Annotated in this window: 21 protein-coding genes; 12 read left to right on the top strand and 9 right to left on the bottom strand. The window is 59.9% G+C overall.

The genetic code is table 11. The features are described from left to right. Positions 1–2 precede the first annotated feature (2 nt). The 3 genes from KUF73_RS10320 to KUF73_RS10310 form a co-directional block, all read right to left on the bottom strand. Positions 3–764 (bottom strand): SDR family NAD(P)-dependent oxidoreductase, encoded by a 762-nt coding sequence (locus KUF73_RS10320; RefSeq protein ID WP_218437945.1) that lies wholly within the window; start codon positions 762–764, stop codon positions 3–5. 16 nt (positions 765–780) lie between these two features. Beyond that, positions 781–2,445, bottom strand: coding sequence for an AMP-binding protein (locus tag KUF73_RS10315; protein ID WP_218437944.1), 1,665 nt, complete (start codon positions 2,443–2,445; stop codon positions 781–783). 253 nt (positions 2,446–2,698) lie between these two features. After that, entirely contained in the window at positions 2,699–3,715 is a 1,017-nt protein-coding gene (locus KUF73_RS10310) for an AraC family transcriptional regulator (protein ID WP_218437943.1), read from the bottom strand. Positions 3,716–3,940: 225 nt separating this feature from the next. Here KUF73_RS10310 and efeU point away from each other — a divergent pair, with 225 nt between their 5' ends. From efeU to efeO (KUF73_RS10290), 4 genes are all read left to right on the top strand, one after another. Next, positions 3,941–4,780 (top strand): iron uptake transporter permease EfeU, encoded by an 840-nt coding sequence (gene efeU, locus KUF73_RS10305; RefSeq protein WP_218437942.1) that lies wholly within the window; start codon positions 3,941–3,943, stop codon positions 4,778–4,780. A 122-nt stretch (positions 4,781–4,902) separates the two neighbouring features. Then, positions 4,903–6,102: an iron uptake system protein EfeO gene (gene efeO, locus KUF73_RS10300; RefSeq protein ID WP_218437941.1), complete on the top strand. Its 1,200-nt coding sequence runs from the start codon at positions 4,903–4,905 to the stop codon at positions 6,100–6,102. Positions 6,103–6,120: 18 nt separating this feature from the next. Then, positions 6,121–7,419 (top strand): iron uptake transporter deferrochelatase/peroxidase subunit, encoded by a 1,299-nt coding sequence (efeB, locus tag KUF73_RS10295; RefSeq protein ID WP_218437940.1) that lies wholly within the window; start codon positions 6,121–6,123, stop codon positions 7,417–7,419. Positions 7,420–7,443: 24 nt separating this feature from the next. Next, positions 7,444–8,268, top strand: coding sequence for an iron uptake system protein EfeO (efeO, locus tag KUF73_RS10290; RefSeq protein WP_218437939.1), 825 nt, complete (start codon positions 7,444–7,446; stop codon positions 8,266–8,268). Between the two features lie 432 nt (positions 8,269–8,700). Here the strand turns inward: efeO (KUF73_RS10290) and pssA are convergent, their stop codons facing one another. Beyond that, a complete protein-coding gene (pssA, locus tag KUF73_RS10285) occupies positions 8,701–10,044 on the bottom strand; it encodes a CDP-diacylglycerol--serine O-phosphatidyltransferase (protein ID WP_218437938.1) in 1,344 nt (447 codons plus the stop codon). 203 nt (positions 10,045–10,247) lie between these two features. Between pssA and KUF73_RS10280 the strand changes: the two genes are divergently transcribed. The 3 genes from KUF73_RS10280 to KUF73_RS10270 all read left to right on the top strand — a co-directional run bounded on the left by KUF73_RS10280 (position 10,248) and on the right by KUF73_RS10270 (position 12,318). Continuing rightward, a complete protein-coding gene (locus tag KUF73_RS10280; protein WP_218437937.1) occupies positions 10,248–10,811 on the top strand; it encodes a TetR/AcrR family transcriptional regulator in 564 nt (187 codons plus the stop codon). Between the two features lie 56 nt (positions 10,812–10,867). Then, positions 10,868–11,344: a nuclear transport factor 2 family protein gene (locus tag KUF73_RS10275; RefSeq protein WP_218437936.1), complete on the top strand. Its 477-nt coding sequence runs from the start codon at positions 10,868–10,870 to the stop codon at positions 11,342–11,344. 194 nt (positions 11,345–11,538) lie between these two features. Next, positions 11,539–12,318, top strand: a complete 780-nt coding sequence (locus KUF73_RS10270) for a TSUP family transporter (protein WP_218437935.1) — start codon at positions 11,539–11,541, stop codon at positions 12,316–12,318. Here the strand turns inward: KUF73_RS10270 and nudC are convergent. The 3 genes from nudC to KUF73_RS10255 form a co-directional block, all read right to left on the bottom strand. Beyond that, the gene (gene nudC, locus KUF73_RS10265) at positions 12,286–13,116 is read right to left on the bottom strand and encodes an NAD(+) diphosphatase (protein WP_218437934.1); all 831 of its coding nucleotides are present in this window, start codon (positions 13,114–13,116) and stop codon (positions 12,286–12,288) included. The two genes, KUF73_RS10270 and nudC, sit on opposite strands and share 33 nt — an antisense overlap. A gap of 7 nt (positions 13,117–13,123) precedes the next feature. Then, entirely contained in the window at positions 13,124–13,936 is an 813-nt protein-coding gene (locus KUF73_RS10260; protein WP_218437933.1) for a crotonase/enoyl-CoA hydratase family protein, read from the bottom strand. 205 nt (positions 13,937–14,141) lie between these two features. Then, entirely contained in the window at positions 14,142–14,915 is a 774-nt protein-coding gene (locus KUF73_RS10255; protein ID WP_218437932.1) for a class I SAM-dependent methyltransferase, read from the bottom strand. 191 nt (positions 14,916–15,106) lie between these two features. Here KUF73_RS10255 and KUF73_RS10250 point away from each other — a divergent pair, with 191 nt between their 5' ends. From KUF73_RS10250 to KUF73_RS10240, 3 genes are read left to right on the top strand one after another with little or no spacing between them, the layout of a single operon-like run. Beyond that, complete coding sequence (locus KUF73_RS10250; protein ID WP_218437931.1) at positions 15,107–15,643, top strand: tetratricopeptide repeat protein; 537 nt, start codon at positions 15,107–15,109, stop codon at positions 15,641–15,643. 54 nt (positions 15,644–15,697) lie between these two features. After that, a complete protein-coding gene (locus KUF73_RS10245; protein WP_218437930.1) occupies positions 15,698–16,195 on the top strand; it encodes an RNA polymerase sigma factor in 498 nt (165 codons plus the stop codon). Continuing rightward, entirely contained in the window at positions 16,192–16,953 is a 762-nt protein-coding gene (locus KUF73_RS10240) for an anti-sigma factor (RefSeq protein ID WP_218437929.1), read from the top strand. The genes KUF73_RS10245 and KUF73_RS10240 overlap by 4 nt, the downstream gene beginning before the upstream one ends. Positions 16,954–17,081: 128 nt before the next feature. On the opposite strand, the gene KUF73_RS10235 is transcribed toward KUF73_RS10240, so the two are convergent. Next, a complete protein-coding gene (locus KUF73_RS10235) occupies positions 17,082–18,380 on the bottom strand; it encodes an ATP-binding protein (RefSeq protein ID WP_218437928.1) in 1,299 nt (432 codons plus the stop codon). Positions 18,381–18,384: 4 nt separating this feature from the next. Then, positions 18,385–19,086, bottom strand: coding sequence for a response regulator transcription factor (locus KUF73_RS10230; RefSeq protein ID WP_218437927.1), 702 nt, complete (start codon positions 19,084–19,086; stop codon positions 18,385–18,387). Between the two features lie 282 nt (positions 19,087–19,368). Here KUF73_RS10230 and KUF73_RS10225 point away from each other — a divergent pair, with 282 nt between their 5' ends. Both KUF73_RS10225 and KUF73_RS10220 read left to right on the top strand, forming a co-directional pair. Continuing rightward, positions 19,369–20,526 (top strand): efflux RND transporter periplasmic adaptor subunit, encoded by a 1,158-nt coding sequence (locus KUF73_RS10225; RefSeq protein ID WP_218437926.1) that lies wholly within the window; start codon positions 19,369–19,371, stop codon positions 20,524–20,526. Between the two features lie 15 nt (positions 20,527–20,541). After that, positions 20,542–23,640: an efflux RND transporter permease subunit gene (locus tag KUF73_RS10220; protein ID WP_218437925.1), complete on the top strand. Its 3,099-nt coding sequence runs from the start codon at positions 20,542–20,544 to the stop codon at positions 23,638–23,640. The last annotated feature ends 92 nt before the right edge of the window (positions 23,641–23,732 follow it).

Raw genomic sequence — 23,732 nt, 5'->3', positions numbered from 1 at the left:
CCTTACTTGGCGGCCATGCGCAAGGCACCATCGAGACGGATCACCTCGCCATTGAGCATGCTGTTTTCAATGATATGCCGGACCAGCGCGGCGTACTCGCCCGGCTTGCCCAGACGCGGCGGGAACGGTACGCCGGCCGCCAGGGAATCGCGGACTTCCTGGGTCATGCCGGCCATCATTGGCGTTTCGAAGATGCCTGGGGCGATGGTCATCACGCGGATGCCGAAGCGCGCCAGTTCTCGGGCGGCGGGCAAGGTCAGGCTGACGATAGCGCCTTTCGATGCCGCATAGGCAGCCTGGCCGATCTGGCCGTCATAGGCTGCTGCCGAGGCGGTGTTGATGATTACGCCGCGCTCGCCATCGGCGTCCGCTTCGGTTTCGGCAATCGCCGCCGAGGCCAGGCGCAGCATGTTGAAGCTGCCGATCAGGTTGACGTTAATCACCTGGCTGAAGCTCGACAGCGCGTGCGGACCATTTTTGCCGAGGATCTTCTCGCCACGCACGATGCCGGCGCAGTTGACCAGACCATTGAGGCCGCCAAAGGCTTTGATCGTCGCCTGCACCGCCGCTTCCGCCGCCGCTTCGTCGCTGATGTCCGCGACCACGCTTTGCGCGCCCAGACGCTGGGCCTGCGCCGCGACCGCTTCAGCGTTCATGTCCACCAGCATCACGTTGGCACCAGCCGCGACCAGCATTTCAGCAGTGGCCGCACCGAGCCCGGAAGCACCACCGGTGACGAGAAAAACCTTGTTTTCGATCTGCATCATTGTTTCCTTGGATTCAAGCTGAAACGTTCTTCGCCGCAGCCTCTTGAGCCTTGGCGATTTCCTGGTTGCGCAAGATAAAGCGCTGCAATTTGCCGCTTGGGGTTTTCGGCAACTCGCTGACAAATTCGATTTCACGGGGATATGAGTGCGCTGCCAGACGCTTGCGTACGTGTTGGCGCAACTCTTCGCCCAGTTCCGGCCCTGCGCGATATTGCGGGCTGAGCACGACAAAGGCTTTGACCAGCTCGGTGCGCTCCTGATCGGGTTTGCCAACCACCGCCGCTTCCACCACGGCCGGGTGTTCGATCAAGGCGCTTTCGACATCGAACGGCCCCACGCGGTAACCGGAGGTGGTGATCACGTCGTCACTACGGCCGACGAAGCTGATGCTGCCGTCCGGGTTCCATTCGACGGTATCGCCGCTGAGGTAATAGTCGCCGACGAAGGCTTTGGTCGGCGCGCCTTCGTAACCGGCGAACCAGCACATGGGCGACTGGGTCCGGTCGATAGCGAGGATGCCTGGCTGGCCAACGCCCAATTCCTTGTATTCATCATCCAGTACCACGATGCGATGGCCCGGCGAGGCGAAACCGGCAGCACCCATGTGAATCGGATGTTCCAGGCCATGGTGATTGCACAGCACCATGCCCAGTTCGGTTTGGCCGTAATGGTCGTGAATGACCACGCCGAGGTTGTCGGCGAACCAGCGAATCACTTCCGGGTTCAGTGGCTCGCCAGCGCTGCTGACGATGCGCAACTTGCCTTTGATCGACTTGGAGAATTCGTCGCCACCGGCGATCAACAGACGATAGGCCGTCGGTGAGCCGGTGAGGTTGGTGATCCCGTACTTGTTGATCACCCGGCAGGTGCTTTCCAGGGTAAACGGGCCATCGTAAAAGGTGATCGGGTGTCCCATGGACATCGGCCCGGTCACACCGAAATAAATGCCGTAGGCCCAGCCTGGGTCAGCAACGTTCCAGAACGCGTCTTCAGGGCGCAGATCCACGGCATCACGGGTGTAGCTCTGGAAGGCGACGATGGCCTTTAGCGGCACAGACAAGGCTTTGGACGGGCCGGTGGTGCCCGAAGTGAACATCAGCAGGAACGGGTCTTCGCCGGTCAGCATGACCGGTTCGCATGCCGGGGAATGGTTGGCCAGTTCGGCCCAGAAACTGTAATCACCACGAACAATGCCCTGCCCCTTGGGGCCGGCGACGGTGACGATGGTCGGGCAGTCGGCGACTTCGACGAGTTTCGAGCGGTTGACTGCGTCGGTTACCACCACTTTGGCCCCGGAGCAGCCCAGGCGATGCTCGATGGCTTTCGGCCCGAAGGCTGTAAACAGCGGCTGATAGACCGCGCCGATGCGCCAGGTGGCGAAGACTGTAATGAGTAATTCGATGTTACGTGGCAAAAGACCGGCGACCTTGTCGCCTTTTTGCACACCTTGGGCCAGGAGGAAATTGGCAAAACGCGCGGCCTTGTCTTGCAAGTCACTGAAGGTGTAAGTCGCACTGGAGCCATCGCGGCCTTCCCAGAACAGCGCGATCCGACCCGGCAAGGCATGCCGGTCGCAACACTCGATGCAGGCATTGACGGCCGTCAGATCACCCGCGAGTGCGGCGTCGACGGTGTGCTGATAATTGAACTGTGAAGTGGCAGACAAGTAATCGCGCATTGCCAGAATCCCTCTGTGTTTTTATTAGGTTGGGGGAACCGTAACTAACAGGGAAATACTCGCTCTGCGCGGGTTGCAGGGCAATGGTCAAAGTTATCAAGTTGTTTGACTGGTTTGGCCAAGAACAATGACCAGCCCTCTACCTGGAGCTGCCGCAGGCTGCGGTCTTTTGATCTTGCTTCTCGGCGATTCTGAAAAGATCAAAATCAAATGATCGCAGCCTGCGGCAGCTCCTACAGGAGGTCGGGTTTCGTCAGGGTGATTCGTTGAGGATCAGGCTGCGGTAATGCCCCGGGTTGGAGCCCGACCACTTGCGAAAGGCTTTGTAGAACGAACTGGCATCGGCGAACCCTAGCCGCGCGGCGATTTCGGCGAAGCTGATGGCCGGTTCGGCCAGCCAGACGATGGCCAGTTCCTTGCGCACGCTGTCCTTGAGCCCTTGATAGGTCTGGCCTTCCTCGGCCAGACGCCGGCGCAGGGTCGAGGCCGACATGCACAGCTGTTGCGCCAGGGCTTCGGTTTCCGGCCACTGTTCGGCGGGCAGTTGCCGCAGATCGTGCTTGATCCGGCTGGCCAGACTTTGCGGGTCGCGGTATTTCACCAGAATGTTTGCCGGCGCATGGGCCAGGAAGCGCTTGAGCTCTTCCGCGCTGCGCTTGATCGGCACATCCAGGCAATCGGCGGAAAAGATCATCCGCGTGCGCGGACGGTCGAAACGCAGGTTTTCGGAAAACATCACCTGGTAATCGTCGCAAAAATCCGGCTGCGCACAGCGCAGTTCGATGGCCAGAATCGGAATCCGCCGCCCCGCCAGCCAGCAAGCCACGCCGTGCACGATCATCCAGTAAGTGAAATAGGTGAAGGCGCGGCGCGGGTCCTTGCCGTCCTCCAGCAATACGATCTCTGCCAGGCTTTGCTGACGAACCAACTCAGCGGGCATGTGTTCGAGCATCAACGACAGAAAACCCAGGCCACTGGTGAGGCCCGCCGCCAGGCTCGGCTGGACCATCGCGCAACGACAAAGGAACGCCAGGCTGCCGGACTTGAGCCTGCGCGGGTCCATGCCGAAAAACTCATCATCCCCGCGTCGCGCCAACAAACGCCATAGCCGCGCGTAATCGCTGGCCGGCACCCGGGCATCACTGCTGTTCAGAAGAGCCGGATCGATGCCGACCTTGTTCAACACCTCTTCGGTGGCAACACCCGGGGCGCAACTTTGCAGCAGCGCTTCACGCACCAGTTGAATGGAAATGGTGTCTTTTTCAGCCATTGAGCGAGGTGAGCCCTGTTGTTTGAGTGGTGGGCATATTAGCGCAGCCAGGATCAAAGATCGCAGCCTTCGGCAGCTGCTACAGAGATCGGTGTAGGCGCTGCCGAAGGCTGCGATCTTTTGATTTGTTCAGCTTACGTTCAGGTAATTGTCAATCGCTCCCATATGGGAATGAGTGTCATTATGTTACAAATTAGCACCCTATCTATCCCGTCACGGTGCTGAATGCTCGTTCCTTTTCTGATCATGCTGCGCGAAGGCATCGAAGCCGCGTTGATCGTTGGCATCATCGCCAGCTACCTCAAACAGACCGGCCGCGGCCAGTGGATGCCCGCCGTCTGGATCGGCGTGTTCCTCGCGGCTGCCCTCGCCCTGCTGGTGGGCGGCGGTCTTGAGCTGGTCAGTGCCGAATTTCCGCAGAAACAACAGGAACTGTTTGAAGGCGTGGTCGGCCTGGTGGCCGTCTGCATTCTCAGCTCCATGGTGTTCTGGATGCGCAAAGTCGCGCGTTCGATCAAGCATTCGCTGCACGTCTCTCTCGATCACGCGCTGACGGGCTCCAAGCATCAAGTGACCGCGCTGATTGCCATGGTGTTTTTCGCCGTGGCCCGTGAAGGCCTGGAAACGGTGTTTTTCCTGCTCGCGGTGTTCCAGCAAAGCGAGGGCCCGGCCGCCCCGATCGGCGCCCTGCTCGGCCTGATCCTGGCAATCATCATCGGTTTCCTGATCTACACCGGCAGCATGCGCCTGAACCTCGGCGCGTTCTTTCGCTGGACCGGTCTGTTCATTCTCGTGGTGGCCGCCGGAATCCTTTCCAACTCCGTGCAAGCACTGCATGAAGCCGGGCTCTGGAACCACCTGCAAACCGTACTCTTCGACCTCAGCGCGACGTTGCCGATGGACGGCCCGCTGGGCTCGGTGCTGGCCGGCATGTTCGGATATCAGGACGCGCCAACCGTCAGCACCCTCGGCGCTTATCTGATTTATCTGCTGGTGGCGCTGGTGATGTTCTTTCTCCCGGCCCCACCCCCTGGTAGGAGCGAGCTTGCTCGCGATGATCGTTAACGATGACGCTGCATGCCTGAAACCCTGTGGCGCTCTCGGTTTTTTCGCGAGCAAACTCGCTCCTACAGGGGGCATGGGCGTTGAAATTTCTCAGCGGTAATTTCCAGTCAGTAAGGGCAACCATGCCAAATCAAGCCCCACCCCAGGCTTCCCCTCCCCGCGCCTTGCGCTGGGCGGTGGCCGGTTCGGTGATCGTGATGATCGCCGCCGGCGGCCTGTTCTACTACGCCTCGAAAATGGCGGCGGCCAAGCGTCTGGCCAACCACGACGAAGTGCTGGTGACCATCCACCCACACAGCTGCGAGCCGAATGCGCTGACAGTCCCGGCCGGTCGCGCCAGTTTCCGTATCGTCAATCGCTCCGACCGTGCCGTGGAATGGGAAATTCTCGACGGCGTATTGGTGATCGAAGAACGGGAAAACATCGCACCCGGTTTGAGCCAAGTGATCAACGCCAACCTGTTGCCCGGCGACTACACAATCACCTGCGGCCTGCTGAGCAACCCGCGCGGCTCCTTGCACGTCACCCCGACGGCGGCGTCCGACGCGGCTGCCAAGGCCAAGCCTTCGATGGTCGCGTTTGTCGGGCCGTTGTCGGAGTTTCGTGTGTACCTGAGCAGCCAGGGCAACGCGCTGATCAAGGCCGTTACGGCGCTTGAACAAGCGATCGACGCCGGTGACCTGGGCCAGGCCCAAGCCTTGTACGCCCCGGCTCGCGCCGCTTATCAACGAATCGCACCGGCTGCCCAGCGCCTGGCCGAGCTGGACAACGGCATCAACGCCCGCGCCGACTATTTCGAAAAACGCGAACAGGACCCGAGCTTCGTCGGCTTCCATCGCCTTGAATTTGCGCTGTTCCAGCAACGCAACCTCGACGGCATGGTGCCGGTGGCCCAACGGCTGGTCGTCGATGTCACCACCCTCAAACAACAGCTGTTGGCACAGTCGCTGCCACCGGAGCAACTGGTCAGCATCGTCGTGCGCAACCTCAACAGCATCGCCGATGTCCGCGCCAGCAGTGGCGAAGAAGAACGCTACAGCCACACCGACCTGAACGGCTTCGCCGCCAACCTCGACGCCGCACACAAAGTTGTCGTGCTGCTGCGCCCCTTGCTGGTCAAATCTGCCGCCGATTTGCTGCCGAAGATCGACAGCGCGCTCAGCGCCTTCGAGGCCGAGCTCAACGGCTTCAAGCTCAAGGAGGGTTACGCCAGCTACGACAGTATCAGCGCCGAGCAACGCAAACAGATTGCCGACAAGGCCAAGGCACTGGCCGCTGCACTCGATGGAATCGATCCCGCCCTTGGCCTTTCCGGCCTGTAAGCAGAAGACGACTTTTAGATGAACGATTCAGAGCAATTCAATCTCCAGCGTCGCCGGGTCTTGATGGGCATGGGCGCCGCCGGTGTCGCCCTCGCCGGCTCGGCGCTGAGCTGCCCGGCCATGGCCGCCAGCCCCGCGCAGGTGACCGAGGCGCCAAGCAGCGACCGCACCGAAGACCGCCACGCGTTCCACGGCACGCACCAGACCGGTATTGTCACCCCGCGCCCGGCGTCCGGCATGCTGGTCTCGTTTGATGTGCTGGCCAGCGATCGCGAAGACCTGGAACGACTGTTCCGTACCCTCAACAAGCGCATCGCGTTCTTGATGGAAGGCGGCCCAGTCACGCAGGTCGATCCGAAACTGCCACCGGTGGATTCGGGCATTCTCGGGCCAGTGGTGACACCGGATAACCTGACCATCACCGTCTCCGTCGGCGCCTCACTGTTCGATGAGCGTTTTGGTCTGGAAGGCGCCAAGCCCAAACGGCTGATCCGTATGGTCGGTTTTCCCAACGATGCGCTGGAACCCGATTGCTGCCACGGCGACCTCAGCCTGCAATTTTGCGCCAACACCACCGACACCAACATTCACGCCCTGCGCGACATCGTGAAAAACCTCCCGGACTTGCTGCTGGTGCGCTGGAAGCAAGAAGGCAGCGTACCGCCCCAGGCCCCGGCGAAACCCGGAGTCCCGGCGCAGAGCGCGCGCAACTTTTTGGGTTTTCGCGATGGATCGGCCAACCCGAACTCCAACGATGCCAACACCATGGACAACATCGTCTGGGTTCAACCCGGCAACGATGAACCGGCCTGGGCGGCCAACGGCAGCTATCAGGCGGTGCGGATCATCCGCAACTTCGTCGAGCGCTGGGACCGCACGCCGCTGCAGGAACAGGAAAGCATTCTCGGTCGGGTCAAAAGCAGCGGCGCGCCCATGGGCGGCCAGCATGAAACCGAAGTGCCGGACTACACCACGGACCCGGAAGGCAAGCTGACCAAACTCGACGCGCATATCCGCCTGGCGAACCCGCGCACCGCCGCCACTCAGGCCAACCTGATCCTGCGCCGACCGTTCAACTACTCCAACGGGGTGAACAAGAACGGTCAGCTGGAGATGGGACTGCTGTTCATCTGCTACCAGGCCGATCTGGAGAAAGGCTTCATCACCGTGCAAACCCGACTCAACGGCGAGCCATTGGAGGAATACCTCAAGCCGGTCGGCGGCGGTTATTTCTTCACCTTGCCGGGTGTTACTGGCGACAAGGATTTCATCGGTCGCTCGCTGCTCAACGCCACACAACCAACAACAACCACATAACCCACTCCAACACGGAACCGTCCCATGAAAAAGTCGCCACTCGCGTTACTGCTGACCCTAGGCTTGCTCAACACCCCGCTTTCGGCTTTTGCTGCGACAGCGCCGATGGATCTGGTGGGACCGGTCTCGGACTACAAGATCTACGTCAACGAACAACTGGACGAACTGGCCAGCCACACCCAGCAGTTCACCGATGCGGTGAAAAAAGGTGACCTGGCCACGGCGAAAAAACTCTACGCGCCAACCCGCGTTTACTACGAATCGATTGAGCCGATCGCCGAGCTGTTCAGCGACCTCGACGCGTCCATCGACTCGCGCGTCGACGACCACGAAAAAGGCGTGAAAGCCGCAGACTTCACCGGTTTCCATCGCATCGAGTACACGCTGTTTACGGAAAAAAGCACCCAGGGTCTGGGCGAGCTGGCCGATGGCCTGAACAATAACGTCAAAGACCTGCAAACCCGCGTCGCCGGCCTGACCTTCCCACCGGAAAAGGTCGTCGGTGGTGCCGCTGCACTGCTTGAAGAAGTCGCCGCGACCAAGATCGCCGGCGAAGAAGATCGCTACAGCCACACTGACCTCTATGACTTCCAGGGCAACATCGACGGCGCGAAGAAAATCGTCGACCTGTTCCGTCCGCAGATCGAGAAGCAAGACGCTGCGTTCGTGGCCAAAGTCGACAAGAACTTTGCAACCGTGGACAAAGTCCTGGCCAAGTACAAAACCAAGGATGGCGGTTTCGAGACCTATGACAAAGTGAAGGAAAACGACCGCAAGGCACTGGTAGGCCCGGTGAATACTTTGGCTGAGGACTTGTCGACGTTGCGTGGGAAATTGGGTTTGAACTAACGCTGGGAGTATCAGTTTTTTTGTTCGGGCTGATTGAGGCCTGCCGTCAGGCAGGCCGTTGTTCTACCAGCTCGGCCTGGTAGATCGGTCTCCGTAGAGAATCGCAAACTGGTTCATCGCTATCTTCCAATCGTGTGCAGCGTGGAGCAATTGGTCGGCATGGGTGCGCCTGTACTCAACGGTTGTACGGCGAGTCCGTCATCACCCAAGGCGTCGATAACCGGCTTTGGGCTGCAGGCGTCTGGACTGGAAAAGGTTGTGAGACGGAACCCGGGGTGGTTGTCGAGAGCGCGTGAAGTGTCAATCTGAATTCCTTTTGAGAGTGTGCTCGAACCCAGCCTATTCGGCACACTTCAAAGGAACTACTAAAAAACGCTCTACCCTGGATGAGTCTTCACCCGGGGTCTTTTGACTCGCAACGGCGCGTACGCCTTACAGAATCCGGTAAAGCAAACGCTCGATGCGCACGCGGCTGACGCGCTTGAGAAATTTGGCAACAGCGGCAGGATATTCAAGCAAGGTTTCGAGGTCCTGATAACGCTCAATGCGCCGGGTATGCTGGAAAATCTCGGCCAGTTCCGTGCGACGCGGTTCCAGCAACTCGCCTTTGGGATCATCGATCAACAAGGCGTTTTCCAGATCGAGGCGGAATGCCCGCGGATTGAGGTTGTTGCCGGTCAGCAAGGTGTAGCGCTGATCGATCCACATGCCTTTGAGGTGGTAGGTGTTATCGCCGTCCTTCCACAGGTGCAGGTTCAACTGCCCGCTGTCGATGTTGCGTTGATGACGTTTGGCGAACCGGCGCAGGCTGATTTCATAAAGATACGGCAGCGCCGCAATCACCTTAAACGGCTCGCTTGATGGGATGTAGAAATCGTTGGCGGTCTTGTCGCCCACCACAATGTCGATTTTCACACCCCGCGCCAGTGCCCGATTGATTTCCCGGGTCACGGCCAAGGGAAGGTTGAAGTACGGCGTGCAGATAGTCAGTTGGTGCTGGGCGCCGGCGATCAACTCGCCAATCACCCGGCTCAACGGGTTGTTCTTGCCGACGCCAAGCAAGGGACTGACCGACAGAATGTTTTTGTCCGTGCTGCCTTGGGTGGTGTCGTACGCCGCATGCTTGAGACGGCTGCGCAGGTCACCGATGTCGTTGCGCAAGCTGCGGGTGGTCGGCAGGTTCGGCAGGTCAAGACGATGCACCGCTTTGGAGGCGACCAGACCGTGCTGCACCAAGTGTTGCATCGAATCGGCCAGGGCACGGTTCTGTAGCAAGTGATAACGGTCGTAGCGGTATTTGTCGAACTTGTGCAGGTAGACGTTGTTCAGGCTCGCACCGCTGTAGATCACGCAGTCATCGATTACGAAGCCCTTCAAATGCAGGACGCCGAACAGTTCGCGGGTCTGCACCGGCACGCCGTAAACCGGCACTTCGCTTGCGTGGGTGCGGGTCATTTCCTGATACCAGGCCGAGTTGCCCGGCTGCTTGCCAGCACCGATCAAACCGCGCTGGGCACGCAACCAGTCAACGACTACCACCACATCCAGTTCCGGACGCGCCAGTTTGGCGGCGTGCAAGGCATCGAGAATTTCCTGGCCGGCCTCGTCCTGTTGCAGGTACAGCGCAACGATATAGATACGCTGGGTAGCGCTGGCGATTTTTTCCAGCAGGCAACGGCGGAACTCGGCAGCGCCAGAAAGGATGGTGACGGCATCGGCGGTCAGCGGAAAACTGCGCAGTTTGGGCAGCAGAGAGCGTTTGAAAAGCGACGGCATAGGGCTCGCAATGGGTCGAATCCGAAGAGTCAGAGAGCTTACACCATGGATTGGTTTGGGTCTTGTGGCCGCCCCACACCATTTAAAAGATCGCAGCCTTCGGCAGCTCCTGCACCGGTCACTGCAGGAGCTGCCGAAGGCTGCGATTTTTTGATTCCAAAAAACACATTGACCAAGGAGAACGATCGTTCTACTGTTTGCACATGAACGATATCAGCAGCAACGAAACACGCGACATCATTCTGGATGTCACCGAAAAGTTGATCTACAAAAGTGGCATCGCAGCCACCGGCATGGATCTTCTGGTGAAAACCGCCGGTGTTTCCCGAAAAAGCATCTACCGCTACTTCGCCAACAAGGAGGAGCTCACTGTCGCGGCCCTGCAACGCCGCGACCTGCGATGGATGCACTGGTACAGAAACGCCGTCGACCAGGCCGAAACCCCGACCGACCGGCTGCTCAATCTGTTTACCGTGCTCAAGTCCTGGTTCGTCTCCGATGGCTTTCGCGGCTGTGCTTTCATCAACACCAGCGGCGAAACCGGCGATCCGCAGGACCCGGTTCGTCTGGTCGCCAAAGACCACAAACAGAAGCTGCTCGACTACGTGGGCGAGCTGTGCACCGAACATGGCGCTGAAGATCCGGAGACGCTGGCCAAACAGCTGCTGATCCTGATCGACGGAGCCATCACCGTCGCACTTGTCATGGGTGACTACAGTGCCGCCGATAATGCGCAATGCATGGCACGGAAGTTATTGGACCTGTAATAACTTATTCAAGACCGACTACTTGCTGGAACTTTAACTTGATAGGGAGACATTGAATGTCTAACGCCGAAGTTCGTCCGCCATTGCCGCCATTTACCCGTGAATCGGCCATCGAAAAAGTTCGCCTGGCCGAAGATGGCTGGAACTCCCGCGACCCGGAACGGGTGTCGCTGGCCTACACCCTGGACACCCAATGGCGTAACCGCGCCGAATTCGCCTACAACCGCGAAGAAGCCAAAGGCTTCCTGAGCCGTAAATGGGCCAAGGAACTCGACTACCGCCTGATCAAGGAACTCTGGGCATTCACCGACAACCGCATCGCGGTACGTTATGCCTATGAATGGCACGACGATTCGGGTAACTGGTTCCGTTCCTACGGCAACGAAAACTGGGAGTTCAACGAAGACGGCCTGATGGCCCGCCGCTTCGCGTGCGTCAACGACATGCCAATCAAGGAAAGCGAGCGCAAGTTCCACTGGCCGCTGGGTCGTCGACCCGATGATCACGCGAGCTTGTCTGACTTGGGTCTCTAAATACTATTCCCCCCTGTAGGAGAGCTGCCGCAGGCTGCGATCTTTTGACGTTGTTTTTTTAAAAGACAAGATCAAAAGATCGCAGCCTGCGGCAGCTCCTACATAAGCATAAGGTCGCCCGGAGAAACGGTTATGGGTAAGATGTCGCACCTTCCCGCAGCCCTTTTCCTGCACCCGCCGATTAAGCCGATTCCATGCCTTTCGAACTCAGCGTTGACCTCACCACCCTGGCCATTCTGGCCCTTGTCGCATTTGTTGCCGGCTTCATCGACGCCATCGCCGGCGGTGGCGGCCTGTTGACCACCCCGGCCTTGCTGACCGCCGGCCTGCCGCCCCATCTGGTGCTGGGCACCAACAAGCTCAGTTCGACGTTTGGCTCGGCCATCGCCAGTTTTACGTTCTACCGACGCAAACTGTTCCATCCCCGGCAGTGGGTCCACGCCATCCTCGGCACGCTGGTCGGCGCGTTGGCCGGTGCAGTGGTCGCGCACTACCTGCCGGCAGAATGGCTGAACAAAATGCTGCCGGTGATCGTCTTTGCCTGCGGCGTCTATCTGTTGTTTGGCGGTACGCCACAAGCGCCGCTGGACAGCGACGCACCGATCAAGAAAAAGTGGCAATCGACCCAAGGCTTCAGCCTCGGTTTCTACGATGGCGTGGCCGGTCCCGGCACTGGCGCGTTCTGGACCGTCAGTAGCCTGCTGCTCTACCCCATCGACCTGGTGAAGGCAAGCGGCGTGGCGCGCAGCATGAACTTCGTCAGCAACGCGGCGGCGCTGTCGATTTTCATTTTTTCCGGCCAGGTGGACTGGATCATCGGCTTGAGCATGGGCTCGTCGTTGATGGTCGGCGCCTTCTTTGGCGCGCGCACCGCCATCAGCGGCGGCGCGAAGTTCATTCGTCCGGTGTTCATTACCGTGGTGCTGGGCTTGACCGTGCGGCTAGCCTGGCAACACTGGTTCAGCGTGGCCTAAGCGCCGCGCCACATAGACGTCAATCAGGTAACGGGCAATCGAGCGTGACGCCGGCAACGGCGGCAGCGCGTGTACGTTGAACCACTGGGCGTCTTCGATCTCGTCTTCCTGACAGACGATTTCGCCACCGGCGTATTCAGCATGAAAACCGAGCATCATCGAGTGCGGGAACGGCCAGCATTGACTGCCCAGGTACTGGATGTTCTTGACCTCGATGCTCACTTCTTCGCGAACCTCGCGAATCAGGCAGTCCTCGGCCGACTCACCTGGTTCGGCAAACCCCGCCAGCGTGCTGTAGACCCCGGCCACAAAACGCGGTGAGCGCCCCAGCAGAATCTCGTCGCCCCGGGTCACCAGCACAATCATGCTCGGTGAAATCCGTGGGTAATAACGCAGATCGCACGGTTCGCAATACATCGCCCGCTCGCGCACCACCTGATGCGTCGCCTGCCCGCAGTTACCGCAAAAACGATGTTCGCGAGCCCAGGTGCCAATCTGCGCGGCATACCCGAGCACCTTGTAGAGCGTGTGGTCGCCTTCGAGCATGAACGCCCGCAGGCCTTTCCAGTTGCAGCCCGGTACTTCGCTTTGACCGCGCAATTCCAGCAGATAAACCGGCTCGCCATCGAGGTGGCCGATGCCATGTTCGGCGAGAATAGACAGGTCCTGACGCTTGAGCCATTCACGCGCAAACAGCGCGCCGTTGTCATCGAACAAAAAGCCTTCCGGGCTACGCGCCACGGCCCAACCGCCAGGTTGCTCGGTGTCCAGTACTGCAGTGGTCCAGCGTGAAGTCATTTTTCAATCAATCCAGAAATTCGGGTTTCTGTTTGCTCATATGGGCAGCCATGGCCACGCGCAGATCAGTGGATTGCAGCATGGCAGCGTTCCAGGTGGCGACGTATTCCAGGCCATCATCGATACGATGATCGCGCATATAGCTGATCATCTCTTTGGTGCCGGTGACGGCAATCGGCGACTTGCTCGCGATCTCGCGGGCAATACCCATGACGCCGTCGAGCAGGCTGGCGGTGTCGCTATAAACGCGATTGACCAGGCCCATGCCACGCGCTTCGTCGGCGCCGAAAGTGCGACCAGTGTAAGCCAGTTCACGCAGCATGCCGTCACCGATTATCCGCGGCAAGCGTTGCAGCGTACCGACATCGGCAGCCATACCGATGTCGATTTCCTTGATCGAGAATTGCGCGTCCTCGGCGGCGTAGCGCATGTCGCAAGCGGCGATCAGGTCGATGGCACCGCCCAGGCAATAACCCTGAATGGCCGCGAGCACCGGTTTGCGGCAGTTGTCGACGGCATTGAAGGAAGCTTGAAGATTGAGGATTTTGCGTCGCAGCAGACGCGCGTTGCGCCCGACATCCTTGCCCAGTTCATTGGCCACGCCGGCCAGCATCATCAGGTCGATGCCGGAAGAAAAATGCTTGCCGGCACCGCTGAGCACCACCACGCGCACTTCGTCGGTGTCTTCGATCCACTGGAAAATCTCGACGATTTCACTCCAGAACGCAGCGTTCATCGAATTGATCTTTTCCGGACGGTTGATCTGTACATGGGCGATTTTATCGACCAGTTCGACGTTGAACGCTGTGTATTCAGACATGCCAGTGATCCTTTAGCGGGCAAAAAAGAGGCCCGAACTATAACAAGGCATCTAGGTGGGCAGTAAGGCAGTGGTTCGGCCAAATGCGGGACTAATTTGGGACATTGAGTGTCGGGATAGGCCCCTTCGCGGGCAAGCATCGCGCCTACAGGCGGCGGATATGCCGTAGGAGCGAGGCTTGCCCGCGAACAGCCGCACCACCGTTCTAACCTCCCTTGACCACCACAAACGCCGCCGTTTCATAAGGCACGGTCACCACATCCCGCCCACGCAATTCAGGCTCGCTCTCAATCAGCGAACGGATTTGTTCGTCGATCTTCGACCGCTCGGCACCCGGCAGCGCGGCAACGAAACTGGTGGAGCGTACGCGATTGAAGATCACGTCTTCCGGTGGGCCGGTGTGCCCATGGCTGAAATGCTGCGCCTCAAGCGGCCCAAACGCCGGGTGCGGAAATACCTTGCGCCAGGCGCCGGTGTAATAACGCGGGGTGTCGCCCTCCAAGGCATTGACGATCGCATCGAGTTTCGTCACCCAACCCACTTGGGTATCACGCAGATTCCACACCAGCCCAAGCTTGCCGCCGGGCTTGAGCACTCGGGCGATTTCATCCAGCGCGTCAGTACTGGCAAACCAGTGGAATGCCTGGGCACACACCACCACGTCCACCGAAGCATCAGGCAGCGGCAAGTCCGCCGCGGTGCCGTTTACGGCCAACACCTCGGGAAAGGCTTCGGATAGCTTTTCCAGCATCTGTGCCACCGGTTCCACGGCGATCACTTGCGCGCCAGTGGCCAGCAGCCGGCCTGTGAACTTGCCGGTGCCGGCCCCGAGGTCGACAACGGCTTTGTCCGCGTTCAATCCCAGGGTTTGGGTGAGCCAGTCGGCCACTGGCGACGGGTAATCCGGGCGTCCGCGCACATAGGTATCGGCACCGGTTTTATAGCCGGCCGCCGCCGAGTGATGAACCTGATTTTTCATGACGAAACTCCAGATCAATGACCAATGCTGACGAGCATAACCCTTCGATTTGAGCTTTCCTTGCAAAGAATCCTGGAAAGAAATGAATAATTGTTCACGGTGCGGTGTTTACCTATTACCGGGTGCCAACAGCACGTCTCAATGTTTTCGGCCTGTTCGATGTCCCACCCTTGACCCTATGGAGCGTTCCCATGAATAGCCGTTTTTACCTTGCGCCTTTGTTGTTGGTGGTCGTGTTCTCCAGCCCATTGGCGCTGGCCAGTGGTGGCGGCGGCGGTGATGACTCCCCGGCCAAACCCCAGTGCCCCAGAGGGCAGGTTTTCGACTCAAAGGCGCGCAAGTGCGTCCTGCAGACCAGCAAACTGGTGCCGGACGAGGATCGTACCGACTACGCTTATCAACTGGCCAAGGACGGACGCTATGAAGAAGCGCTGGCCCTGCTCGATACACTCGAAAACCCAAATACCGCCAAGGCACTGAACTATCGCGGCTATGCCACGCGTAAACTGGGGCGCACCGACGAAGGCATCGGTTACTACCTGCAATCAGTCAAACTTGACCCGCAGTACGCGAAAGTCCGTGAATACCTGGGCGAAGCCTATGTGGTTAAAGGTCGGCTGGATCTAGCGCAGGAACAGCTACAGCGGATCAAGTCGATTTGCGGTAACACCGCTTGCGAGGAATACCAGGACCTTGCCGAAGCCATCAACGATTCATCGAAAACCTGACACCCCGAACGGGCGGAGGTCACCATCGCCAGCGATCAGGCAATACGGACAGAGTTGAGCCAACACCTGGCGCGGTTATGGCGCTACGGCTTGCTGTTGTCCCGACAACGGCATGTCGCCGAGGACCTGGTGCAGGCCACTTGTGTGCGGGCGCTGGAGCGGGCCGGGCAATTTGAGTCCGGCACGCGAATGGACCGCTGGCTGATGAGCATTCTGCATTCGATCTGGGTCAACGAAGTCCGTGCGCGCCGGGTGCGTATCGGCGAGGGCCTGGTGGATGCCGACAGCGCTTTGTCGTTCGATGGTGAATACGCGGCGCAGACTCATGTGCTGGCGTCGCAGGTCATCCGCCGCGTCGACGCACTGCCAGAAATGCAACGCGAGGCGGTGTTCCTCGCGTACGTCGAAGGCTTGTCCTACCGCGAAGTCGCCGAAGTGCTGCAAATACCCATCGGCACCGTGATGAGCCGCCTGGCGGCCGCCCGGGTAAAGCTGGCCGAGTATCCGCCGTTACAGTCCGTGCCAAACCCTTCCACCGGAGAACGTCGATGAACGCGAAACTCTCGGACGAGCAACTGGTGGCTTACCTCGACGACCAGCTCGACGCCGAACAGCGCCAGCGCATCGACGCCGCCATCTCCGAAGACCCGATGCTCGGCCTGCGCCTGCAATGGCTGAACCGCAGCAGCCTGCCGTTCAAGGAAGCTTACAGCCAGTTGAATCGACAGGCCCCGGTCGATCGCCTGCAAGCCATGCTCGACACCCTGCCCTCACCGGCTCGCCCGCCGATGAGTCGCCGCTGGTTTCTCGCGGCGGCGGCCGGGCTGGTGGCCGGTAGTGTGGTGGCGGACCGATTGTTCCTGGGTTGGCAAGCGAGCCAGCAGAAACACAACTGGCGCGGCCTGGTGGCGGACTACATGTCGCTTTATGTGCCGCAAACCCTGGATCACTTACCCAGCGACGAAGCCGGCCAGAGCGCGCAATTGCGCACCCTCGATGAACGCCTGGGCCTGAACATCGCGCCCGTACAGCTGAGCTTGCCGCGCATCGAACTCAAGCGAGCGCAAATCCTTGAATACGATGGCGTGCCCATTGCCCAGATCACCTACCTCGATCCGGTCCACGGCCCGCTCGCGCTGTGCATCACTCGCTCCAATACGGGCAGCCGGCATTTCGCCCAGGAACGTCGACGCGGGCTGAACATTGTCTATTGGGCGGACATGGAGCACGCGTGGATGCTAATCGGGCATAACCCGGCCGCAGAGCTTGAGGGGATGGCCAAGGTATTGCGCACCCGTTTAAGCGCCTGATTGCGCCTGATTGCGCCTGATTGCGCCTGATGCCGGAGGCTGCGATCTTTTGATCTTGTCGTTAAAAAAAATCAAAAGATCGCAGCCTTCGGCAGCTCCTACATTTTGATCGTCGTTTGGCTGGCGAGTTAAGCCGGGGTGGGTAGCCATAACCTGAATCGCGCGCCACCCAACGGTGAGGTTTCGACGGTTAAGGTCCCACCCTGCGCCTCAAGTGCCCGCCGACTGATTGCCAGTCCCAGGCCAAACCCGCCGGTCGCCCGATCACGGCTGCGATCCAGCCTGTAGAACGGTTCGAAAATCCGTTCGCGCTCAATATCCGGAATGCCGATTCCGTCATCGTCGACCCAAATCTCGCAGCCCTTGGGGCAGACCTGCACGCCGATCTGAATGCGTTTTTCGCAGTAACGCATGGCATTGCGCAGCAGGTTTTGCAGGGCACGGGCGGTCAGGCGCGGGTCAAGGCTGAAGCGTTCGAGTTGGCCGTGGAGCAATACATCGATAACGATATCCGGCGATTGCTCTTCATCAACGCTGCCCAAAATGCTGTCGATGAATTCGTCCAGCGATACCTCGACCTGCTCCGGTACCCGCGCCGGGTTTTGCAGGCGGCTGTAAGACAGCAGTTCCAGCACCAACTCATCGAGTTCGCGAATGTGATCGACCAACCCTTGCAGGCGCTCGCGACTGGTTGCGGGCAAGTCATCGGACAGGGCCAGGGCCAGGCCGAAATCCAGGCGCGTCAACGGCGTGCGTAATTCGTGGGACACCGCATTGAGCAGGTCCCGTTGCTGGTTCAGCAGGTTTTCGATGTCCCCGGCCATGGTGTCGAACACATTGGCCAGGCTGCCGATGTTGGAACTGGCGGCAATCTGCGTGCGCTCACTCAAATGACCTTTGCCGAAGCGTTCAGCCGCGCTTTTGAGCCGCTCCAGATCACGCCAGTGCGGGCGCAACCACAGCAACAGGCACGCGAGCATGGTCGCGCCGATCAACACGTTGATGCTCCAGTACAACAGATTGACGTCCATCGGATCCGGCGGCACGACCATTTGCACTACGGTGCGCTCGTTTAGCGGCGCCACCGCCAGGGTGCGCCAGCCCCAGTCACCGATGCGCACCACGTTCTCGCCGCGCTGCAAACGCTGCTGCTCATCGTGGGAAAAGCCGGCATCGTCGTTGCCGCTAAGCACGATGTGCAGCGGATTGAATTCCTTGTCCATGTCGGCGGCCAACGCCGGCCATTGTGCAGCAGGCACCGCCTTGAACTGTTTAACGATTAGGCTTTGCAAGCCTCGGGAATAATCGAGGTTGTAGGTGACAAAGCGTTCGTGGAACACCTTGACCACCAGATCCGGCACCAGATAAATCGCCGCGCTGTACGAGACGATGGTCACCACATACAGGCGAAAGAGGATTCTGAACATCGTCTCAGCATTCCCACTCGGAACGGCTGAACAGGTAACCCTTGCCCCACACCGTTTTGATCTTGCGCGCCTCGCCCGCGTTGTCGTCGAACTTGCGCCGCAATTTGGAAATCGCCACGTCCACCGAGCGGTCGGTGCCGTTGAATTCGATACCGCGCAGGCGTTGCAGAATCTGGTCGCGGCTTAATACTTCGCCGGCATGCCGGGCCAGCACCACCAGCAGGTTGTATTCGCCGCTGGACAGCTCCACCAATTGATCGCGCCAGGTCACCGTGCGCTCGGACAGGTCGATGCACAGGTTGCCCACTAGAATTCGGTCGTTAGCGGTCTGCGGTTCGCCGAGGCTGCTGCGCCGCAACAAGGTGCGCACTCGTGCCAGCAACACTCGCGGTTCGCAGGGCTTGGTGACGTAGTCGTCGGCGCCCATTTCCAGGCCTAACACTTGATCGTGGCTGTCGTCACGGGCCGTGAGCATCAGGATCGGCAGCGTCGCCGAATCGGCGCGCAGCAAGCGACAGACTTGCAGACCATCGAGCCCTGGCAGCATCAGGTCAAGGATCACCAGGTCCGGCGGACTGACCCGCGCCCGCTCGCGCACCTGATCACCGCGACCGATCACATTGACGCTGTAACCGTTGCGTTCCAGGTAGCTGGCGATCAGCTCGGCGAGTGCGGTGTCGTCTTCGACCAGGAGGATGTTGGGCATGGGGTGTTCCAGAAAGTGCAGTGGCGACCATTAGCGCCTCTTCGCGGGCAAGCCTCGCTCCTACAGGTCATGCGTCAATCCGGGACCGCGCAAATCCTGTAGGAGCGAGGCTTGCCCGCGAAGGCGGCATAACAGGCGCAATAAGATTCAAGGCCAGAAGGATATACGCCCGAACGCCCACCTGAGCAAAACCCTTACACAATTTCACACAGCACCTACAAAGCTTCACCGCTACCCTCGCCGACGCCCAGTAGGATGCTGGGGTCATTATTGGGGTCATTCATGTCAAAGAATCTGCTTGCCAGGCTCAGTCTCGTGGCGCTGGCGTTGACGCTGAGCGCGTGCGACAAATCCTCCAACGCCGAAGAACAGGCGCCATTGGCCACCGTTCGCATCGAAACCATCGAAGCCCGACCGCTGTCGATCAGCAGCGAACTGAGCGGCAGGATTGCCGCGCCGCGTATCGCCGAAGTGCGCGCCCGTGTCGCCGGTGTGGTGCTGCAACGTGCCTTTCGTGAAGGCAGCGACGTGAAAAAGGGCGACGTGCTGTTCCGCATCGACCCCGCGCCGTTCAAAGCCGACCTCGACAGTGCCGAAGCCGCGCTGCGCAAGGCCGACGCCAACGCGTTCCAGGCCAGGCTGCAAGAACAGCGCTACGCCCAGTTGATCGACGACAAGGCCATCAGCGGCCAGGACTACGACAACGCCCGGGCCAATGCGCGGCAAACCGCCGCTGATGTCGCGGCCAACAAGGCTGCCTTGGAACGAGCGAAATTGAACCTCGGTTACGCCACCGTCACCGCACCGATTTCCGGACGCATTGGCCGCGCACTGGTGACCGAAGGCGCACTGGTCGGGCAGAACGAAACCACGCCGCTGGCATTGATTCAGCAACTGAACCCGATTCACGCCGACCTGACCCAATCGACCCGCGAGCTCAACGAACTGCGCCGCGCGTTCCGTTCCGGCCAATTGAAAGAAGTCGGTCAGGGACAAGCCAAAGCCACGCTGATTCAGGACGACGGCAGTTTCTATCCATTACCGGGCAAGCTGCTGTTTACCGACATCACGGTCGATCCGGGCACCGGGCAGATCATCCTGCGCAGCGAGTTCCCCAACCCGGACCTCGACCTGCTCCCCGGTAGTTTCGTGCGTGTACGCCTGGAGCAAGCGGTCAATCAGCAAGGCATCAGCGTGCCACAGCGGGCCATCCAGCGTGACAGCGCGGGTGTGGCGCAAGTGCTGCTGCTCGACGACGAACTACGGGTCGGGCTGCAACCGGTCGAACTGGGCCCGGTGCAGAACGATCGGTGGGTCGTCACCGGCGGACTCAAGCCCGGTGACCGCATCGTCATCGAAGGCCTGCAACATGCGCGCCCCGGCGAAAAAGTGCAGATCGACGACTCCCCTCTTCCACTTGCCCAGGTTTCTGGCCAGTAAGCAGGACGCTTTTTTATGCCGCAGTTCTTTATCGACCGACCGGTGTTTGCCTGGGTGGTCGCACTGTTCATCTTGCTGGCCGGTGCATTGGCCATTCCGCAGTTGCCGGTGGCGCAGTACCCCGACGTCGCGCCGCCACAAATCGAAATCAACGCAACGTACCCGGGCGCTTCGGCGCAGACCGTGGACGAGAGCGTTGTCAGCCTGATTGAGGAAGAACTCAACGGCGCTGACCACTTGCTGTACTTCGAATCCCAAAGCAGCCTCGGCAGCGCGACGATCAAGGCGACTTTCCAGCCCGGCACCGACCCGGAAATGGCCCAGGTCGATGTGCAGAACCGCCTGAAAATCGTCGAGTCGCGCCTGCCGCAAGCGGTGAACCAACAAGGTTTGCAGGTAGAGAAAGTGTCTGCCGGTTTCCTGTTGCTGATCACCCTTACCTCCAGCGATGGCAAGCTCGATGACGTTGCGCTCAGCGATTACCTGGCGCGAAACGTCATGAATGAGATCAAGCGCCTGGACGGCGTCGGCAAGGCGCAACTGTACGGCGCTGAACGGGCGATGCGCATCTGGATCGACCCGCAAAAACTGGTCGGTTTCAACCTCACGCCGGGCGACGTCAACGCCGCTATCGTTGCTCAAAACGCTCAGGTGTCAGCCGGTAGCATTGGCGACTTGCCCAGCCGCACCACCCAGGAAATCACCGCGACCATTCTGGTGAAGGGCCAGTTGTCGATGCCCGAAGAGTTCGCCGACATCGTGCTCAAAGCCAATCCTGATGGTTCCACCGTGCGCGTCGGTGATGTCGCCAGGGTTGAGATCGGCAGTCAGGAGTATCAGTTCTCTACGCGGCTGAACGGCAAACCGTCGACGGCCGTCGGCGTGCAATTGTCGCCGGGCGCCAATGCCCTGAGCACAGCGACGCTGGTGCGGGCGAAGATGGATGAACTATCGCGCTACTTCCCGGCGGGCGTGGAATACAAGATTCCCTACGACACCTCGCCCTTCGTCAAAGTCTCGATCACCAAAGTGGTTTACACCTTGGGCGAGGCGATGTTGCTGGTGTTTGCCGTCATGTTCCTGTTCCTGCAAAACATCCGTTACACGCTGATCCCAACGCTGGTGGTGCCGGTGGCGCTGATGGGCACGTTCGCGACCATGTTGGCGCTGGGCTTCTCGATCAACGTGCTGACCATGTTTGGCATGGTCCTGGCGATTGGCATCCTGGTGGACGATGCGATCGTGGTGGTGGAGAACGTCGAGCGGATCATGGCCACTGAAGGCCTGTCGCCCAAGGAAGCGACGCGCAAGGCGATGAAGCAGATCACCGGGGCGATCATCGGCATTACGCTGGTGCTGGTGGCCGTGTTCATCCCAATGGCGTTCATGCAGGGATCGGTCGGGGTGATTTACCGGCAGTTTTCTTTGTCCATGGCCACTTCGATTCTGTTCTCGGCCTTCCTCGCCCTGACGTTGACTCCGGCGCTTTGCGCGACCTTGCTCAAGCCGATTGCCCAAGGCGAGCATCACGAAAAACGTGGTTTCTTCGGCTGGTTCAACCGCCGTTTCGATGCGTTCACCGAGCGCTATCAGAGTTGGGTTGCCTACGCGTTAAAACGCAGCGGGCGTTACCTGCTGATCTATGGCGTGCTGTTGATTGGTTTGGGGGTGTGCTTCAGTCGCCTGCCCTCTTCGTTCCTGCCGGTGGAAGACCAGGGTTACATCATCACTGACATTCAACTGCCACCGGGCGCAAGCAAGAACCGCACGGTGCAGGTGGTCGAGCAGATCGAAGCGCACAACGCCACCGAACCCGGCGTGGGCGACAGCACGGTGATTCTCGGCTTCAGCTTTTCCGGCAGCGGCCAGAACGCGGCGTTGACGTTTACCACGTTGAAAGACTGGTCCGCACGCGGTGCCGACGACTCGGCCAGTTCGATTGCCGACCGGGCCAACATCGCGTTGAGCCAGATCAAGGACGCGATGGCCTTTTCCGTGCTGCCGCCCCCCGTCGACGGACTCGGCACCTCCAGCGGTTTCGAGTTTCGCTTGCAGGATCGCGGCGGCCTCGGGCATGCCACATTGATGCAGGCGCGCAGCGAGTTGCTGGCGGCTGCCGAGAAGAGCCCGATCCTGATGAACGTGCGCGAAAGTGCATTGGCCGAAGCGCCGCAGGTGCAATTGATCGTCGACCGTAAACAGGCGAATGCGCTGGGCGTGTCGTTTTCCGACATCGGCAGCGTGCTGTCCACGGCCGTCGGTTCGGCTTACATCAACGACTTCCCCAATCAGGGGCGGATGCAGCGGGTGGTGGTGCAAGCTGAAGGTGATCAGCGCAGCCAGGTGGCGGACCTGCTGAAGATTCACGTGCGCAACAACGCCGGAAAAATGGTGCCGTTGTCAGCGTTCGTCCAGGCCAAATGGACCCAGGGCCCGGCGCAATTGACTCGCTATAACGGCTACCCGGCGATCAGTATTTCCGGTGAACCGAAGCCCAGCCACAGCACCGGTGAAGCCATGGCGGAAATCGAACGCCTGGTGGCCTTGGGGCCTGCGGGGCTGGGGCAGGAGTGGACCGGGTTGTCGTTGCAGGAACGTTTGTCCGGCAGCCAGGCGCCGATCCTGCTCGGTCTGTCGCTGTTGATCGTGTTCCTGTGTTTGGCGGCGCTGTACGAGAGCTGGTCGATTCCGACCTCGGTGCTTTTGGTCGTGCCGCTGGGCGTGCTCGGCGCAGTGCTGGCCGTGACCTTGCGCGGAATGCCTAACGATGTGTTCTTCAAGGTCGGGCTGATCACTATTATCGGGTTATCGGCGAAGAACGCGATCCTGATCATCGAGTTCGCCAAGAGCCTGTACGACGAAGGCCACGACCTGATCGACGCCACACTGCAAGCCGCGCGCCTGCGACTGCGGCCGATTGTCATGACTTCCCTGGCCTTCATCCTTGGCGTGGTACCGCTGGCGATTGCCACCGGCGCCAGCTCGGCGAGCCAGCAAGCCATCGGCACCGGGGTGATTGGTGGGATGATCACGGCGACGTTGGCCGTGGTGTTCGTGCCGGTGTTTTTTGTGGTGGTGATGAAATTGGTGCGCAAACGCCACAAGAACACCTGACCCAACACATCCCCTGTAGGAGCGGCCGCAGGCTCGGGCCGCGTTCGGACGATCTTTTGATTTTTTTTAAAAAACGAGATCAAAAGATCGCA

The organism is Pseudomonas sp. PD9R, assembly GCF_019200975.1.
In the GTDB taxonomy this organism is placed as follows: domain Bacteria; phylum Pseudomonadota; class Gammaproteobacteria; order Pseudomonadales; family Pseudomonadaceae; genus Aquipseudomonas.
The sequence above is the reverse complement of the archived record's forward strand: the minus strand, read 5'-3'. Positions and strand labels throughout refer to the sequence as shown.